We start from the raw sequence: 18,964 nt of genomic DNA, 5'->3' as shown, positions 1-18,964 counted from the left end.
TCCTATTATGAAATTATCTTTGTACCAAAAATTAGCCATATCGTTAGTTGTTATATTTTGTTTTATTTGTGCACTTGTTTATGGCTGGAGCAAACAATTAGAACTTACTTCAAAACACCATGGTGAGCAAAATCTGCATTTAGCGTTAGCTGAGCATTTAGTACAAGATAACCCATTGATAAAAGAAGGTGTTTACGACTATAAAGCGCTCGAAAACCTTTTTCATACTTTAATGCTATTAGGCCCTGCGTTTGAATTTTATTTTGTAGACGAAACCGGAAAAATTCTTACTTACTCAGCAAAACCAGGAAAAGTTAAGCGTAACTATATCGATTTAGCGCCTTTAAAAAAGCTCATTAATGACCCTAAAGCAGCACCTATCTATGGTGATAATCCGCGCAATAAAGACCAACAAAAAATATTTTCGGTTGCGCCTGTATTTAATCACGACAAGTTACAAGGTTACCTATATGTAATTATTGGCGGTGAAGCCTACGATACCTCCCTCAATACTATAAAAAATAATGACAGGCTATGGCTAGCCGCTTTATGGCTTGGCTCCGCTTTAGCCTTTTTACTCATTGCAATGCTAATCTTACTGCGTTTTTTCACCAATCCAATACAGCGTTTAGCCCGTGATGTAAGCAATATTGAAGCGGCCAATTACAGCCTTACAGATACAAAATTAAGTAACTATTCAACACAAAAAAGCAATGAAGTACATAGTTTGGGTCGCAGCATTCAAGCAATGCTTACCCGTATTAATGAGCAATTTAAAGCACTTGAAGAGGGCGATAAACAACGCAAAGAGTTACTCACTCACTTATCGCACGACCTACGTACACCACTTGCATCACTGCAAGGATTTTTAGAGGTTTTAAATCAATCTGGTGAGCAATTAAGTCAAAAAGAACAACAAGAATACTTACAAGTGTCGCTTAATAATTGCGGACAATTAAAATTACTCATAGAACAAATATTTGAACTTGCCCATTTAGAAAATGGCGAAATAAACATAAATAAAGAAACCTTTAATTTAGGCGAGTTAATTTATGACTGCATTGCTAAATTTAGCTTAGCTGTAAATAAAAAGGGTATTCATTTATCGGTAGAACCTGCAATTTGTGATTTCCCTGTTGTAGCCGATATCGCAAAATTAGAACGCGTATTAAGTAACTTAATTGATAACGCTATTAGGCATACGCCTAGCGGTGGTAGCATTGCAGTACATGTAAAGCGCAGTGGCGACAATCAGCTATTTGTGCATGTTTCAGATACTGGCGTTGGAATAAAACAAGATGAACTGAGTGCTATTTTTAATCCTCACTATCAAGCAAGTAATTCTAATAAAGAGGGGCGTCAGCAAGGTGGTTTAGGGCTAGCTATATGTCGGGGGTTATTGAAACTGATGGATAGCGAAATATACGTGCAAAGTGAAATTGGCAAAGGCACTATGTTTAGCTTTAATTTGCCACAAAAAAAGGTGCTTTCTTAAAAAGCACCTTACATTTTTATTTATTTTAAATATATAAATTAACTACTTTTTAATACCCGCTAAATCAAGCATAAATGCATAGTTTAGCGCGGTATCTTCTAAGCGCTTAAAGCGACCCGATGCACCACCGTGCCCTGCTTCCATATCTATTTTAAACAATAATTTATTGTCATCAGTTTTATAGTCACGCAGCTTAGCAACCCATTTAGCTGGCTCAAAGTATTGAACTTGTGAATCGTGCAAGCCAGTCGTTACTAGCATATTAGGATATGCTTGCTTAGATACTTGGTCGTATGGCGAGTAAGATAGCATGTAATCGTAATACGCTTTTTCGTTCGGATTACCCCATTCGCCATATTCATTTGTTGTAAGCGGAATACTCGCATCAAGCATCGTGGTTACTACATCAACAAACGGTACCGCAGCAACCATGCCTTTATAAAGCTCAGGCGCTTGGTTTGCTACTGCGCCCATTAATAAGCCACCAGCACTGCCACCTAACGCAAATATTTCATCTTTTGCGCCATACTTTTGAGAAACCAATGCTTTGGTTACATCAACAAAGTCATTAAACGTATTCTTTTTAGTAAGTAGCTTGCCGTCTTCGTACCAAGGACGACCTAGCATTTGCGAGCCACGTACATGGGCAATTGCAAATACAAAGCCACGGTCTAACAAGCTCAAGCGTGAGCTGGAGAACGTTGGATCCATCGTTGCCCCGTACGAACCATAACCGTACTGCAGCAATGGATTTGTACCGTCTTTTTTAAACGCATCTTTACGATAAACCAAACTTACCGGTACTTTTATACCGTCACGTGCAGTTACAAAAATGCGCTCTGAGGCATAGTTGTCAGCACTAAAGTCGCCCAATACAGTTTGTTGTTTAAGTAATGTTTTGTTGCCTGTTGCTAAATTTACATCGTATGATGAATCAGGCGTTGTCATGCTTGTGTAGTAAACACGTAACGTGCTGCTATCTATATCATTATTGCCATAAGTACCAATTGTATAAGCGCTATCGTTAAAGCTCAGTGGTAACTCTTTACCTGTTTTTAAATTGCGAGCAATAAGTTTTGACTGACCCATTTCACGCTCTTGGTAAACTAAGTAGTCATTAAATAAATCAATGCCTTCGAGTTTAATACCGTCGCGCGCTGGGATCACACTTTGCCAATTTGCTTTGTCGCCTGCTCTATCAATATCCACTTTCATCAACTGAAAATTTACAGCATCTAAGTTAGTTACAATATAGTAAGTATTCCCTAGTTTAGATATTTCATATTCAAGCCCTACTTCGCGCTCAATTAAACGCTTAGGCATTGCCTTAGCATCATCAGCGCTCAATACCGACACACCTGATGCAGCCGTGCTGCTGTGCCAAATATAAATCTCTGACTCATCTTTACTTTTACTCATACCCATGTAGTAACTGGTATCAGTTTCTTCGTAAATTAGCTCATCATCAGCTTGTGGTGTACCTAATGTATGACGATAAACTTGATAACCTAGTAGAGTTTGTAAATCTTTTTTAATGTAGTAAACCGTTTTATTATCGTTTGCCCACACAATGCCACCGTTAGTGCCCTCAAGTGTGTCTTCGAGTAATTTACCGGTTGTTAAATCTTTTATTTTTATACTATAAATACGACGACTAACAGTATCTTCGCCATAAGCCATTAAATTGCCATTCGGGCTTACATCTAAGCCACTTACCGCATAATAATCATGGCCTTTAGCAAGCTCATTTACATCTAAAATAACTTGCTGATCGTTACCTGCAAAATCGCTGCTGCGTAAATAAGTAGTGTACTCGTTATCGCCACGTGTCTGCGTTGAGTAAAAATAATCACCGCTTTTAACTGGGACTGAATCATCGTCTTTTTGAATACGCCCTTTTAGCTCCTCAAACAATTCACTTTGCAGCGTTTTAGTATGTGCAAGCATTGCATCTGTGTATGTATTTTCAGCTTCTAAATAGTTAATCACCTCTGGCGCTTTACGTTCGTCATCACGTAACCAATAGTAATCATCTATACGCGTATCCCCATGAATAGTCATCTCATGAGGCACTTTTTTAGCAATAGGGGCTGCAGCTTGGACTACTTGAACCGTTTTAACTTGTGTATTACTTTTTTGAGTCTCTTCTGGGGCTTGATTACAGCCACTTAAAATAGCTAGCGATAATGCAGCAAGTGCGAATGGAGTACGTTTCATCAGTCAAAGTCCTTGTTGTATTTAATTTTTATTAAGTAATACCAACTTAATCAATTTGAGAGATTAAACCTGACGCTAACTGTGTTAAAAATTTCTGATATAGAACAACTAAATAACGAAATTTTTGCCTTATTATCGACAGGATTTTCTTAACTCAAAGTAGCTCATTTAATCAAGCAGATTGGTATAAATATATCTAAAATTAGAATTTGTCGTTATTTAATTTGAGAAACCATGTAAAAAGGGAGCCGAAGCTCCCTCTATATAACAGTTAAGTTATAAAATTACTTTTGTTTACGACGACGCATAAATGCAAACGGCGCTACTAGTAATGTTAACCATGCAAGAGAACCAGAAGAGCTTTTCTTCTTAGTCTCAACAACTGGAGGTACTACCACTTCAGCAACGCTAACGTTAACCATTACAGGTTCAGAAACATTACCGCGTACATCAATTGCCACAACTTGAATTTCAGCTGATGAATTTCCAACTAATAACTCTGTATTTACAACAACTACTTGACCTTGCTCATCAACACCTAGACCAATATTGGTATTAGACTGAACGAAGTACTCCGAAACGTCTAAGTCAAAATCAGACTCCGTAATTGTTAATTTACCAACAACTGTGCCATTTTCTGCATCTTCAGAAACTGTAAATTCACCACCAACTAACATTGGAGCTTCAATTGCAGGAAGCTCTAAATCAGCACTTGCCATTGCTTTAACAACACCCAGGCCAGATGTTTGCGATAATGCAAATGGACCGCTAGCTTCAACAATCGCTTTTTCACCAGGTTTAAGTGATGAAACCACTTCGCCTGTCTCTAATGACGTTAATGCTACAGTAGGAGAAGTACCAAATAACGTTGAACCTTCAATGCTGTCTGTTTCAGAAAACACACCCGTTTGATAAGCAGGGCTACCTACTGAAGCTTTAAAGTTCATTTGCTCGCCAATTAGCGAAGCATCTACGTTAAATAAGTTTGTACACGCAGAGAATGTAACCGTGTTCTCACCCGCTGAATGAAACATCGGAGTAACCCATGCTAAAGAGTCGTTACCCGCACCATCTGTTGTTCCAATTACTGTACGGCTACGACCTGGGAATGCAGTTTGACGACCACGGTCGTTATAGTTTTGCATAATTTGATCATATACGCCGTCATTATCTGTATCTATTTCAAGTCTAACGCCAGCTTGGAATACATGAGTTAATGGGTCACGTAATTGGATAGAAGATGTTACAAAGATACCCGAATCACAAGAGTCATCAGCAAAAGCAGAGAAAGTAGTCGAAATAATATTAAATTCAGCTTCTTCTCGTGTTTTTTCAGTACCCATTGCAATAATGGTTTCTGCGAACGGCGTAATTTCTGTTTGACCACTATTTTCAACGATAAGTGCCATCTCGTTGTCTATAATTTGAGATGAAACACTTAGCGCTGTCGCTGCTTTTGGCATTACGTGATACACAACGTGTAAATCATGATCTGTATCTGTACTTGCATCATCAAATACTAATGCACCATCAAACTCTACTGAAGTAAGTGCTGCGCTTCTTGCTGCAATATCGTCAGCACTAAACGGGTTTTCTAATTCCCATACTGGCAGTTTTGTAGGATCAACAGTTAGTACCACGTCAAAATTCATTGACTGACCTGCAGGAATTGTTACTGATGCAGGGAAATCCCAACTAATTGCTGCTGTATCTTCATCATTCTGGTAACGCGCTTCAGTGCGAAGTGCATACGTTTTAGCGTCTGATGAAAAGTTTTTAACCGTTACAGTCTGCGTTAACGACTCTGTTTCAGTCATAGACACCAGACCAAAAGAAAGCGCAGCTTGCTTAGTATTAAATTGTGTATTATTAACCCATGCAGCTACTGGTAAATTAACTGCTTTAGTTACGTCAACTAAGCCTGAACCAATCATACTAATTGGAGCAAGCTTTGAGTCAGGGTTAGTTGCTAGCGGCTCGTTGGTTACATTTAGATCAGCTGCATTCATGATCGTAGCTTTAATTTCAAATGCATTTCGCTCAGGGTGAGCTTCGCGAATCATCGCAACGGCACCGGCAGTTATAGGGCCAGAGAAAGACGTACCAGATACAGGGTTATTCTCAGTTTGCGTACCAGCTGCAGCTACTTCAATACTTGTACCTGGAGCTGTAATTTCAGGCTTTAATAAACCATCCATAGAAGGACCACGAGAAGAGAATGTTGCTACGGCTCCCGATGTTGTTTTAACTTTTACATCAATATCAAATGTTGCCGTATTACCTGCCGCTAATTGCGCTTTTAAAGCAGCACCTGCAGCAAAATTGATACCTACATTTTTAATCGTAACAGCAGCGTCACTGCCACCCATTGGTGCAGGGGTACCATCATCTGTATTGTTAGCAATCAGTACAAATTCAGCACCTTTTTTCTGCGCATTAAGTACTTTAACTGTAAATGCACATGCACCACGGTCAATTAATACAGCTTTACCTGTAAAATCAACATCAGCGGCAAACTCGTCACAACCATTTTGGTTAGCATCAGGGTAAACTAAGTCAATATCAGCGCCTGAAATAGCATAGTCAGCCTGCAAACCAAACCCTGAACCTTGGATATTACCTTCAACACCCGCAACAGTACCAGTAGCTATACTAACTTGAGTTGTTGGATGCGTCATCGCGCCTACAGATAGTGCATTCGGTGTTGTACTTGGACCACCAACACGAAATGGGTTATCGCCGTCATTACCAGCAGAGATAACCATATTTACACCTAGATCAACAGCGCGTTGAATTAAATACTGCGCACCACCACCTGTGTATGTATCACCAAACTCGCCACCGAGTGACATATTCATTACATCTACACGATCAGAAATGTCACCATCTCCATTAGGATCCATCGCAGCTTCTAATGCTGCAACTTGTGCCGCACTTGGACAACCACCACCACAAACAGAGTAAACATACAGCTCTACATCAGGTGCAATACCACTTACTGAGTGTGAAGAAGATGTACCGTGATTTGTTGGCTCATCAACATCAGGAATAACAACAACAGGATCGTTTTCAATTGGGTCTGCATCATTGCGAATAAAATCGAAACCACCTTTTACAATACCTTGTGGCCAAGTAACTGCGGCAGGATCTTCCTGAGCAGCATCATATGCCTCAACAGTACCCGCGCCATCAAATGCTTTGTGAGTATAATCAATACCTGTATCTAAAACAGCTACTCGCTGGCCTTTACCACTTACAATACCCTCATCGATTAAAGGTTTAGCATGAATATAGTCCGACGTTGCAGCTACATGTAACTCGTTATCAAACATAGGTAATACTTTAGCTACACGTGAGTCTTTTGCTATTTTAGCTAATGCTTCTGGTGATGCTTGAACAATTAGTGTTGGTGCTAGTATTTTAGTTTTACCAATTACTTTCGCATCAAAATCTAAGCTATTGAGCTCTAAAGTCATTGTATCTTGAAGCTGCTCAATATTTGCCGTAATTTCACGGTTGTTTGATGCCTGATAAGTACCATTTACAAATCCATCAACAGAGGTCGTCGCACGAAGTACGATCATATATGCTGATGGTTCTTTCTGTGCAGAAACAGTATCTTTAACTTGCTCTGCTTGGTGATGAGCAATAGTAACTGTAGGTAAAGTTGTTGCACTTGCGAATGTTGCAATAAACGCACTTGATACTGCAGTTGCTATTGCAGTTCTTTTTATTATGTTTTTAGACATTATTTCCCCTGGGACGAGTTTTATATTATTGTGCTTATACCAATCGTAATTGGTTTGTAACTAGAATATAAAACTTTACACCCACCCTGAGCAACACCTTGATTACAAACAAATTACAATGCGTCTACACAAAGACAGAAAACAAGCCTAAGCAATTGATTTGAAGTAACAATAATTCAATCTAAATTTGTAAACAAGTGTAAACAAACCGACCTTTTTGAGACAAATATGAATAATGAAGTGATTAACATCTTAACTATGGCTAAAGTAATTCAAACCGCAGTGGCTCCTGTATTTCTCATAACCGGGATTGCTGCCACACTGGGTGTTTTATCTAATCGCTTAGCACGAATTACCGATAGGGCACGTCAATTAGAACGCAGGTTAAAGGTAAGTACAGATGAAGATTTCAATAAATCACTGGCTACAGAACTTCGCGCCCTTTTAAAGCGCTCTCGATGTATACATATCGCTTTTAGCTTGAGTGTTTTAAGTGCTTTGCTTGTATGTGCCGTTGTTATGCTGTTGTTTTTATCACATATTCAATCTATAAATTTAGGCGTTACAATTGCCTGCTGCTTTGTTGCAGCAATGGCATTGCTTATATGTGCCTTTATGTCTTTACTTGGCGAGGTATTTTTAGCAACTCGAAGCATGCGTCGCGGGATGATATTTGCTGACATAGACATAAACGATTAAATTTTAATTAAACCCATCGCATTTGCTTGAATAAATACGATGTTAGATACAATATACTTAATTAATAATTAAAATTTCCAACAGGGGCAAACATGAAATTAAAAAACGTATTAGCAACAATAGCGCTAGCAACGTGTGTATTTAGTGTATCGGCAAATTCTGCATTTAAAGAGCCAAGTGACGCAATTGAGTATCGCCAAGCTGCATTTTCAATGATCTCAGTACAAATAAGCGATATGGGTGCAATGCTAAAAGGCAAAGTACCTTTTGACGCAGAGCAATTTAAAAAGCGTGCTAACAACGCAGCTGCACTTTCAAAAATGCCATGGGAAGCGTTTTACGAAGGAACCGATAAAGGCGACACAGCTGCACTTGCTGCTGTTTGGGCTGAAAATGCAACCTTCGTTGAAAAAGCGAATGCTTTTGCAGTAAATGCAGATAAGCTAGCGTTAGCTGCTCAATCAGGCGATAAAGCCGTAATCGGTAAAGCTTTTGGTGCATGGGCTAAAGGCTGTAAAGATTGCCATAAACAATTTAAAGATTAATTATTATTGTTTTAGCTGCTTGATGAAGTAACAATAAGTAATAAAAAAGCACGGAACGGTTAACCGTTCCGTGCTTTTTTGTATCTATTATTGAAATACATATATTACTTATTAAACTAAACCTTAACTGGGCTGCGTTTAAATATACGCTTAATAAGCCCCGACAAGCGCTTAAACAAGTTACCAATATCGCTTAATATGATATACAAACATGGTACCAATATAAGTGTTATTAATGTTGCAAACATCACTGCAAAACCAAGCGCTACCGCCATAGGTATTACAAACTTAGCCTGCAAACTTGTTTCAAACATAATGGGCAATACGCCTGCAAATGTAGTGATTGAAGTAAGTAATATAGGTCTGAATCGAGCACAACCGGCATCTATTACAGCATTTTTAATACTAACACCTGCTTTACGGGCTTGATTCACATAATCGGTCATAACGAGTGAGTCGTTTATAACCACCCCAGCTGCAGCAATAATACCAAAGCCAGACATTAAAGTTATATCCAAACCAAACCAGTAATGCCCCCATATTGCTCCCGTTAAGCTAAATGGAATCACCGACATAACAATAAGTGGTTGCGCATAACTCTTAAGGGGTACGGCTAATAAAATATACACCAAAATCATACCGCCGAAGAAAAACATCTTCTGCTGATTAGCTTGATCTTGTTGCTCTTCAATGGCGCCACCAAGTTCTGACTTAACACTTGGGTACTCTTCTTTAAGTTGTGGTAGTAATTTTTCTTTAATTTGATCTACAACTTCGTTTGGCTCAATCACTTCCTCATCAATGTTGCCATAAACATACACTGTACGATAACCCCCTTCGCGGCGAATATAACTAATACCCGGTGTTTCAGTGAGTTCAACTACATCGCCAAGCAGTACTTCACGGCCCTGCGGGGTAGTAACAACCGCATGCTTAAGTGACGAAAATGCCTCTCGAGTCAGTTTAGGGTAACGTACCATTACACGCACCTCTTCGCCGTTTCGAATAACACGCTGAGCCTCACCACCGTAAAAGCTTGCCCCAACTTGATTAGCAATAGAAGCCAAATCTAAACCTAAGTCGTAAGCGACCGGTTTTAGGCTCATTTGCACTTCTTTACTGGCAGGGTCTATTGTTGAGCTAATATCAAACAAACCTTCTTGCTGTTGCAGCAATTCTATAAAGCGACGACCTGCATTATTTAATGTATCAATATCTGAGCCATATAATAAATAACCAAATTCGCCGTCACTGCCTCCTCCATTTACATCATCATAAATGGTTAATGATTTAACACCGGCAATATCAGGCATGGCCTCGCGCCAACGGCGTGATAATTCAAACGCGTTATAAGGACGTACACTTTCATCAACAAGAGGTACAAGCACTTGGGCTTCGGTGCGCCCTTGGTTAAATACTAAAATATCTCTTATGAGCTTTTGACCATATTTGCGCTCGGTATCTTCATCAATCGCAATCACCATCGCCTCTATTTCACGAATAGCATTTATTGTTTGTATGTCTGATACATTGTCATTCATTTCTAGATTTATTTGTGGGTAGTCATGCGGGATTTTTGGCATAAACCCAGTACGAACTTGATTTGATGAGATTAAAGCAAAGGTTACGATTAATAGGGCAATAAATGAAAATAACACTGACCAACGCCATTCAACACAACGTATAACAAAGCGCTTATATGGGCCATTTACAAAACCAAAAAATCGCGTATTAAACCGATCTCGCCAGCCACCCTCTTTTATTGGTGAAAAATGAGTGTGAGCAATATGGGCTGGCAGTATCAACTTTGATTCAATCAAACTAAATACTAAACACAACATTACCACCACAGCTATACCATAAAAGAAGGCACTTTCTGGGCCTGTAGATAACGTAAACGGAGCAAATACTGCAATGGTAGTTAGTACACCAAAAGTTGCAGGGGTTGCTACGCGTTTTGCGCCATTAACCACATTAACAACACCACCGCCTTTTTTTTCTATTTCGGTGTAGGCACTTTCGCCTATGACAATGGCGTCGTCCACCACAATCCCTAGCACCATAATAAAGGCAAAAAGTGATAAAATATTAATGGTTACACCAAACAATGGCATCATCATCATTGCGCCCAAAAAGCACACTGGCAAACCAATCATCACCCATAATGCCAACTTAAAGCGTAAAAAGATTGATAGCATAATTGCAACCAAAATAGCGCCCTGAATGAGGTTTGTAACCATCATGTCTAAGCGGGCATTTAGGTAATACGTAAAATCCATTAGTGGCTCTAAACGAACCCCCAGTGGTAGCTCTTTGTTTTTTAATTCTATAAATGCTTTTACTGAATCAGCAACTGGGATAATACTTTGCTCTTCAGTCGCTTTTACCGATATATAAACTGCATTTTCACCATTGAATTTAAAGTAACGCTCACCTTCAGTGAACTGATCTTTAATCACGGCAATATCTTGCAGTAACACTTTAGCGCCATTAGCCCCTATTTTTACCGGTATTTGTCTAAATTCTTCACCTGAGTAAAACTGATTTTCGACGCGTACAGAAATAACACCTGCGTCTGTTTTTAATTGCCCCGCCGAAAAGTTAGCTGAGTAACGACGCACTGCATTCATTACATCACTAAGGGTTAGGTTATATTGACGAAGCGTATCGGGTTCTATTTCAATTGCTATTTCATCAAGAGGAACATCGTTTACCACTAACGACACGTTAGACAGCTGTAGTAACTCATCCTCTATTTGGTTTGCTATAGGCTTAAGCTCAGTAAGAGGTAGGTCAGCAACAAGCGTCATACCTATTACATCTTGCCTAAACTCAACCTGACTTATGGTGACCGGTTCCATACCGGCTGGGAACGTTGCTATACCATCAACACGTAACTTTACTTTATCAAGCACATCGGTAAGTTTTGCATCGGTGTTTATTTCCAGGCTTGCTGTACCGCCATTTCTAAATGCGCGATACACGCCTTTTTTAATTTCGGTCACATCTTTTAGTGACTCTTCTATTTTTATAAGTATGCTTTCTTCTATTTCTTGTGGTGAAGCGCCAGGATAGTTAGCTTCAATATTAATGTAGTTAATTTCTACATTAGGGAACATTTGACGTTGGATATTTAGAAAGCTAATAATCCCCATCACCACAATAAAAATCATCATTAGGTTGGCAGCAACGGAGTTATTGGCAAAATAAGCAATAATACCGGTTTGTTTTTCAGCGTTAGACGCTGTATTTGGTAGTTCAGTGTTACTCATAACTCAGCCTACCTTTATAATTTTTCAGTGGAAGCATTTTCAAGTGCCTCTGTTTTTTTAGTATCTTGAAGGCCCGCAATTTTTACAGCCATGCCTTTTTGCGGATACTCTGGCAACGTAATCACCAACTTATCATCTGCTTGCAAACCATCACTGATGTAAAAGTACTCACCCTCTTCACGAATAACTGTGACTTTGCGTGGCTCAAGTTGCTGCTCTTCATTAACGATCCATACGGTTTTGTTATTAACTAACTCTTGCGGTAAACGGTAAATATTATTAAGCATTGCACCTGCAAAATTTATCTGTACGTAGCTACCAAACTTAATCGCTGGTTGTTTATTTTTAAGACCGTATGGGTCTTCTATACGCACCACTAAACTGCTCATACGCGTAGCGTTATCAACAATTCCTAGGTCGCGGTCAATTACACCTTCTCGGGTAAAGCTGTTTAGGCCTTTTTGAATAATCGTTGCGGTAATGCCTTTAATACGTTCTGGCAAAAAAACGCTATCGAATCCTGCGATAGGAATAATCACTTCAGCGGTCTCAATATTATTGAGTTCAGCAACTTGCGAACCCATAGTAACAAATTGTCCAACACCTATATTTCGGCTAATCACCAACGCATCATAAGGGGCTGTTACATCACAATTATCCAAATCACGTTGCGCGCGCTTTAATGCAGCTTGCGCCGACTTAACAGATGCTTGTGCACTGAGCACTTGAGGTTTACGTAAAAATAAATCTGTGCGCGCTTTACTTGGAAAGCGCTTGGCTTCGTCTTCGGCTACTTGCGCTTGAGCTTGCTCTTCAATTAAACCCGCTTGCGCGCGAGCAAGCTCGGCCTCTGCAACAAGTACTGCTGCTTCGTAGTTATCTTTTTCAATAGTAAATAGCGTCTCGCCACGAGCAACTACACCACCGGCTACAAAATTAGGATGCCAACTTAACACCTCGCCCGACACCTGCGCCGAAAGCTGTGTATTTTCAAGTGGTTTTACTTCGCCGTAGCTATTAATGATAACTTGGTGATCATTTGCTGCCACAGGCTCAACTTGCACCGTTGGACGAGCATCAATAACTTCTTTTTTTTCTGATTCTTTTGCAATAGCGTTAATTGCCATAAAACCAACGATACCTAAAGCAAGCGCGACGAATGGAAAAACCCATCTAAGTGAATTTGATTGCATATCTTATTTATCCCTAAAATTCTATTAACACCATAATACCAGAGCTATACGAAACATTAAGATGACATTTGTAAGCAACTGTTGCAAATACATATAAATTACAACTTTATATAAGTATAAAAGATGAATAAAATGGTGATTCATCTCATTCGTTATATTTTGTTACAAACTTTTATTTATTTATATCAATTAATTAGCTTTGAACGCTTAAATTTCATCGCGAAGATGTGCGAAATTAAATTAATTTACGTACAGTCCAATTAAATTAACAAATATTAAAAGTCTCAAAATGAAATTAACGTCCATCACCCTTGCGCTTAGCTTAGCGTTTGGCAGCCATGCATTTGCAGCCGATAAAAAAGACGAAAAAGAGTCAAAAACACTTAGCGAAATGATCAAAGGACAAACCGAATTTACCGGTATATTTAGCCTTTATCAAGACGAAAAAACCGGTAAGCACCTTATGGTGATTAACGAATCCCAACTCAATACGCCGTTTGTGTATTTTGCGCACACTGTCGATGGCGTTACAGATGCAGGCCATTATCGTGGTGCATACCGTGAAACTAAGTTAATTGAATTTAGAAAATACTTTGACCGTATCGATATTATTAGCAAAACACCTCGCTACAAATTTGACGAAAGCAGTGCGATTTCAAAAGCGAGTGATGCCAATATTAGTGAAGCGGTACTTGCGAGCATTAAAATAGAAAAAGAAGAAGACGGTAAAATAGCATTTAATGTAAATAAGTTATTTTTAAGCGAAGCACTTCATAAAGTATCACCTACGCCAAATCCAGCAGATAAAAACGCTAAAAAACGCTTTAAAGTAGGTAAACTAGACGATAAAAAATCACGCATTATTAAACAGCGTCCATACCCTAATAACTTAGACGTAGTAGTTGATTACGTATTTACTAACCCAAGCCCTACTGTACGTGGCTCTAATGCAGTAAGCGATCCTCGCAGTGTATCGGTAAAAGTGCAGCACTCGTTTGTTGCTCTTCCTAGCAACAATTATGCACCCCGTATGGATGATGCTCGCATTGGTTATTTTACCAACCAATTTGATCAAATGACATCTACCGATTGGGCACCTTATCAAGATGTTATAAAACGCTGGGACTTACAAAAGAAAGACCCTAGTGCAACACTTTCAGAGCCAGTAAAACCAATTACTTGGTGGATAGAGAATACGACACCAGTTGAATGGCGCGATACTATTCGTGATGCAGTTTTAACATGGAATACTTCTTTTGAAAAAGCCGGTTTTAAAAATGCGCTGGAAGTAAAAGTACAACCAGACGATGCGGATTGGGATGCGGGCGATATTAATTACAACGTACTACGTTGGACTTCGTCACCTAAGCCTCCATTTGGCGGATACGGACCAGCACTTGCTAACCCATTAACAGGCGAAATACTGGGCTCAGACATTATGCTTGAGTTTGTATTTATGAAAAACCGCTGGATTTACGACACACTTTTCACCCAAGGAACAATGAGCCACGGTGAAGCAACAGATACCGGCGAGCTAAATTGCTCTCTTGGGCATGAGATTCAACAAAATCTAATGCTTGCCAAAGGCCTTGCTAGCGGCGACAAAATTGAAGATAAAGAAATGCTTCGCCAAGGTTTAACGCAACTGGTACTTCACGAAGTAGGCCATACTTTAGGTCTTAACCACAATATGAAATCATCTATTTTGTGGGATGAAAAAGAAGTACACGACAAAAACAAAACCCAAGGCATAGTAACCGGTTCTGTTATGGATTATGCACCGGCTAACATTGCCCCAATTGGTGTGCAGCAAGGTGATATTTTTCAAACAAAACCAGGTCCTTATGATGATTGGGCAATTAACTACGGCTACAGCGTAGCGCTTGCAGATGAAGCTGCTGAGCAAGCTCGACTTGAAAAAATACTTGCTCGTTCAAGTGAACATGCCCTTGCCTTTGGTAACGATGCCGACGACATGCGCGCACCAGGTCGCCATATCGATCCACGTGTAATGATTGGTGATTTGTCGTCAAACCCTGCAGCCTATGGCGCAGATCGTATGGCACTTATCAATAAACTATTTACTGAACTAAAAGATAAAGCAACGGTTAAAGGTGAGTCTTACCAACAGCTTGTTACCTCTGCTAATAGCTTATTTGGTCAATACCGAGCTCAAGCAGGTGTTGTTTCTCGCCAGATTGGTGGTGTGTACGTTGAGCGCGCTGTAGTGGGTGATGCAAACGCAGATAAACCATTTACACCGGTATCGCTTGAGCGTCAAACACAAGCGATGGATATACTCGCAAAGTTTGTATTTGCACCAGATGTACTACAAAACATGCAACCTCTTTATAGCTACTTACAGCTGCAACGTCGTGGCTTTAATCACTTTGGTAAAAATGAAGACCCTAAAGCACACAAAATGATTTTAGGCATGCAAAAGTCTGTACTTGCGCAGCTATTACACCCTGCTGTGTTACTGCGTATTTCTGACACCGCTCTATACGGTAATGAATATAGTCTAACTCAGTTTATGCAAGATTTAACTGCCAGCATTTTTGTGAAAAGCAAAGACGCCAACTCTATTAGCCACAACTTACAAATTGAGTATGTTAACCAGCTAATCGCGATTGCAGGCCTTGGTAAAGCAAGTAAATTTGATAACCTAGCTAAAACCGCTGCGTTATATCAGCTAACTCAAATAGCCGATACCAGTGTTGCATGGGGATCAGATACTGCGACTAAAGCGCATAAAAAATATATTGATCGCTTAATTGCAAAAGCGCTAGAAGCGTAAAGCAGCTCTAACAATTGAGTAAAACCAAGGCCACGTTAAACGTGGCCTTTTTTATAACAAGAACAATAAAGATTAAATATAAATAGTGCCTTTTAAATACCTTACAGCATGCCCGGTTAAGGTGACGGTTGTATCACCCACTTCGCAAGTTAGCTGCCCGCCTCTGCTTGAAGCCTGATAAGCGCTTAACGTAGTTTTACCTAATTGCAGCGCCCAGTAAGGTGCCAAGCCAGTATGAATAGAACCTGTCACATAATCTTCGTCGCCACCGCTTGCAGGCCAAAAATAACGAGATATAAAATCATATTCAGCACTCGGAGCAGTGGCCACTACATCAAGTGGATAAAGCGTTTTTAAAAGCTCTGAGCTAGTTTTTAATTCAAGTATTTGATCGGCATTTTCATAAATAGCAAAGTAAGCTTGGCGGTTTTTAAGCACTTTACTCGGTTGTATAGACAAGCCATCAAGCAATTGCTGCGGTACATTTTGCACTTCAACCGGTGCTTGTTTCGGAAAGGTCATTGCAAAGCTGCCATCAGCGTTTTTATTAACGATCAGCTCGCCCACCGCATCAGCAATAAAGCGAATTTGCGATATATTATGCTCTTCACATAAAACATAGGCAGCCGCAAGTGTGGCATGACCGCAAAAGTCGATTTCCATTAACGGCGAAAACCAGCGAATAACAAAACTGCCATCGTCTTGCTGGCAGGTAAAAGCCGTTTCAGATACGTTATTTTCTGCGCCAATTTTTAGCATTAAATCGTCACTTAACCACGATTTCAATGAGATCACTGCCGCATAGTTACCTTTAAATAACTCATTCGTAAACGCATCAATTTGATGAATAGTTAATTGCATTGTTTAAACTTTGTAATGATTAATAGCTTAAAACTGCCACACCTAAACTCAATTAGCACTTTTATTTTAGCTTTAAGCCATTACAGGTCGCACTCTATAATATTGCATACAGCCAAATTGCACAGCATTTGTAAGCAACAACATAATAAACATAAGTAAGTGCGCAGTACTTGTGGCTGCATTTGAAAGCTCAACAACTAAGCCGCAAATACCAGCAATAAACTGCAAGCTAAAGTAGCGCGCGCTTAAATTACTTACATTACCCGTACGCAATGTTTTATAAGTTTGCGGCATAACACGTACCGAACTCATCACAAGGCCAACATACGTTAAAGCGCTTAATACCGTTGCAGTATCGAGGTTTGAATTCAAAAGCAGTGAAAAGGGCAGTAACGAAAAACCTAACATAGTAACCAGCTGTACGCGCTCTCGTTTAGCTGCGTTGAAACGTGCAAAAAAATACAAAATAAGCCCGCTTAACGCACCGGTTACAATAAATGGTAATGCAATATAATAGCGCTCAAAGTAAATATTGTAGGTTATAAAATAAAGGCTTTGCGCTAACCCAAACGTCATCATCAATAGTGATAAACCTGAGACACTACGATTTTTTCGAATTTTGTTTAGTAGCGGTAAAAAACTAAAAACCAAAATAAAAGAAGACAATATAGGCAAATAATGCGCCAAAGCAACCTCACTCGTTACATAAATGTTAACTAGAAATGGAAATAAAAACATTTATTAAACATATGTTTTAAAAGGCTTTTACTATGAGCGCGGCATTGTAGAGCCGCGTAAATTTAACTCAACTAAATAGCAAAAACTTATTTTAGGTACTGGCAAGCTGAGTATACAAAAACCGTAGAATTAAGTTCACAGTTTGTTTGTTTTATTGAAATTCATTACTGCAACTTACAAATAAAAATGATAGTTGTTATCATGCGCAGGTCATTAGCTACTGCATATAAAACCATCCATGAGAAAAATACTTTTTAAGATCCACAGCTGGATTGCCCTTATTGCAATCATTCCACTCATTGTCATTAGTATTACAGGCAGTGTATTAGTTTTTAAAAGTGAAATAGATGGCTTACTTATGCCTGATAGTCACTTTGTTGTAAAAGCGTTGCCAGAGCGTATAACAATCGATAAATTAATCGCTAAAGCAGAACATGCTTACCCTGAGTATCTAGTGGGTAGCTGGGAGATTTTTAACAATGATACTGCTGATCGGGTTTACTTAGTTAAACGCGGTACAGAGCAATGGTATAAGTTTCATTTAAACCAGTACACAGGTGATATTTTATCGGAGCCAGTAGGCACTAGCCATTACTTTACTGATTGGTTTTTAGAACTACATTACACATTTTTACTAAATGACTTAAAAAGTTTACCTGGCCAAACAGGTACTGTTTTAGGCTTCTTTTTTGCTTTGTTTTTATTAATCTTAGGCATTACAGGCCTCATTATTTATCGCAAGTTTTGGCAACGTCTGTTTAGTGTACGCTGGCGTGCGACACTACAAATAGTCCTTAGCGATATCCATAAAATGACCGGTGTTATTGGCTCCCCTATCATTATTATTTTAGCGATTACAGGTGGCTACTTTAACTGGGCTGTTTGGTATCACGAAGTAATAGAGCACGCAGAAGAAGAACATTTTGTGCTAACCAAAAAGCTACATAGTGCAGATATCTCGTTTCAAGATATTTTAGATAATAGCAAACAACAAATAACTACTTTTAATAGCACTTTTTTGGTTATGCCATTAGAACCGGATGAAAATATTACCGTATTTGGAGAAGTTAAAACTGCCAACCCGCTTGCCAGTGAATACGCCAATACTGTTACCTACAATAAATTGACTGGTGACCACATGGTCAACTGGGATATTCGCGAAGTTGGTATTGGCTGGCAAGTAATTGATAGCTTCAGAAAACTTCACTTTGGTTATTTTGCAGGTCTTACTAGTAAAATACTGTGGTGTGTAATTGGCTTAAGTCCAGTATGGCTAGCCGGAACCGGCTTTTACTTATGGTTTACCCGCCGAAAACGTAAAAAACAGTCACAGGTAAATCGCTCAAATAAGCGAGGCATAGTTAACGCTTGATTTGAAAACCACCTCAATGTAAAGTC

General features: G+C 39.3%; 11 protein-coding genes. 5 read left to right on the top strand and 6 right to left on the bottom strand.

Annotation, left to right across the window (positions count from 1 at the left end):
- Positions 1-7 precede the first annotated feature (7 nt).
- The gene (locus DC53_RS14265) at positions 8-1,495 is read left to right on the top strand and encodes a sensor histidine kinase (protein ID WP_007377303.1); all 1,488 of its coding nucleotides are present in this window, start codon (positions 8-10) and stop codon (positions 1,493-1,495) included.
- Between the two features lie 42 nt (positions 1,496-1,537).
- On the opposite strand, the gene DC53_RS14270 is transcribed toward DC53_RS14265, so the two are convergent.
- Together DC53_RS14270 and DC53_RS14275 are read right to left on the bottom strand one after the other, a co-directional pair.
- The gene (locus DC53_RS14270) at positions 1,538-3,712 is read right to left on the bottom strand and encodes a S9 family peptidase (RefSeq protein WP_033028901.1); all 2,175 of its coding nucleotides are present in this window, start codon (positions 3,710-3,712) and stop codon (positions 1,538-1,540) included.
- A gap of 284 nt (positions 3,713-3,996) precedes the next feature.
- On the bottom strand, positions 3,997-7,461 hold the full coding sequence (locus tag DC53_RS14275; RefSeq protein ID WP_033028900.1) for a S8 family serine peptidase: 3,465 nt from the start codon (positions 7,459-7,461) through the stop codon (positions 3,997-3,999).
- A gap of 228 nt (positions 7,462-7,689) precedes the next feature.
- Between DC53_RS14275 and DC53_RS14280 the strand changes: the two genes are divergently transcribed.
- Positions 7,690-8,160, top strand: coding sequence for a DUF2721 domain-containing protein (locus tag DC53_RS14280; protein ID WP_007377300.1), 471 nt, complete (start codon positions 7,690-7,692; stop codon positions 8,158-8,160).
- Between the two features lie 92 nt (positions 8,161-8,252).
- Complete coding sequence (locus DC53_RS14285; RefSeq protein WP_033028899.1) at positions 8,253-8,705, top strand: c-type cytochrome; 453 nt, start codon at positions 8,253-8,255, stop codon at positions 8,703-8,705.
- 116 nt (positions 8,706-8,821) lie between these two features.
- On the opposite strand, the gene DC53_RS14290 is transcribed toward DC53_RS14285, so the two are convergent.
- Positions 8,822-11,977, bottom strand: coding sequence for an efflux RND transporter permease subunit (locus tag DC53_RS14290; RefSeq protein ID WP_033028898.1), 3,156 nt, complete (start codon positions 11,975-11,977; stop codon positions 8,822-8,824).
- A 14-nt stretch (positions 11,978-11,991) separates the two neighbouring features.
- Positions 11,992-13,170 carry an efflux RND transporter periplasmic adaptor subunit gene (locus DC53_RS14295; protein ID WP_033028897.1) on the bottom strand — a complete coding sequence of 393 codons (1,179 nt, stop codon included), beginning with the start codon at positions 13,168-13,170 and terminating at the stop codon, positions 11,992-11,994.
- Between the two features lie 289 nt (positions 13,171-13,459).
- On the opposite strand from DC53_RS14295, the gene DC53_RS14300 reads away from it, so the two are divergent.
- Positions 13,460-15,967, top strand: a complete 2,508-nt coding sequence (locus DC53_RS14300) for a zinc-dependent metalloprotease (protein WP_033028896.1) — start codon at positions 13,460-13,462, stop codon at positions 15,965-15,967.
- Between the two features lie 72 nt (positions 15,968-16,039).
- On the opposite strand, the gene DC53_RS14305 is transcribed toward DC53_RS14300, so the two are convergent.
- Together DC53_RS14305 and DC53_RS14310 are read right to left on the bottom strand one after the other, a co-directional pair.
- A complete protein-coding gene (locus DC53_RS14305) occupies positions 16,040-16,828 on the bottom strand; it encodes a PhzF family phenazine biosynthesis protein (protein WP_033028895.1) in 789 nt (262 codons plus the stop codon).
- Between the two features lie 72 nt (positions 16,829-16,900).
- Positions 16,901-17,515, bottom strand: coding sequence for a PQ-loop repeat-containing protein (locus tag DC53_RS14310; RefSeq protein WP_033015705.1), 615 nt, complete (start codon positions 17,513-17,515; stop codon positions 16,901-16,903).
- A gap of 289 nt (positions 17,516-17,804) precedes the next feature.
- Here DC53_RS14310 and DC53_RS14315 point away from each other — a divergent pair, with 289 nt between their 5' ends.
- Positions 17,805-18,938 (top strand): PepSY-associated TM helix domain-containing protein, encoded by a 1,134-nt coding sequence (locus tag DC53_RS14315; protein WP_033028894.1) that lies wholly within the window; start codon positions 17,805-17,807, stop codon positions 18,936-18,938.
- Positions 18,939-18,964 lie beyond the last annotated feature (26 nt).

The sequence above is a fragment of the Pseudoalteromonas fuliginea genome, from assembly GCF_000690055.1.
Classification (GTDB): domain Bacteria; phylum Pseudomonadota; class Gammaproteobacteria; order Enterobacterales; family Alteromonadaceae; genus Pseudoalteromonas; species Pseudoalteromonas fuliginea.
The sequence above is the reverse complement of the archived record's forward strand: the minus strand, read 5'-3'. Positions and strand labels throughout refer to the sequence as shown.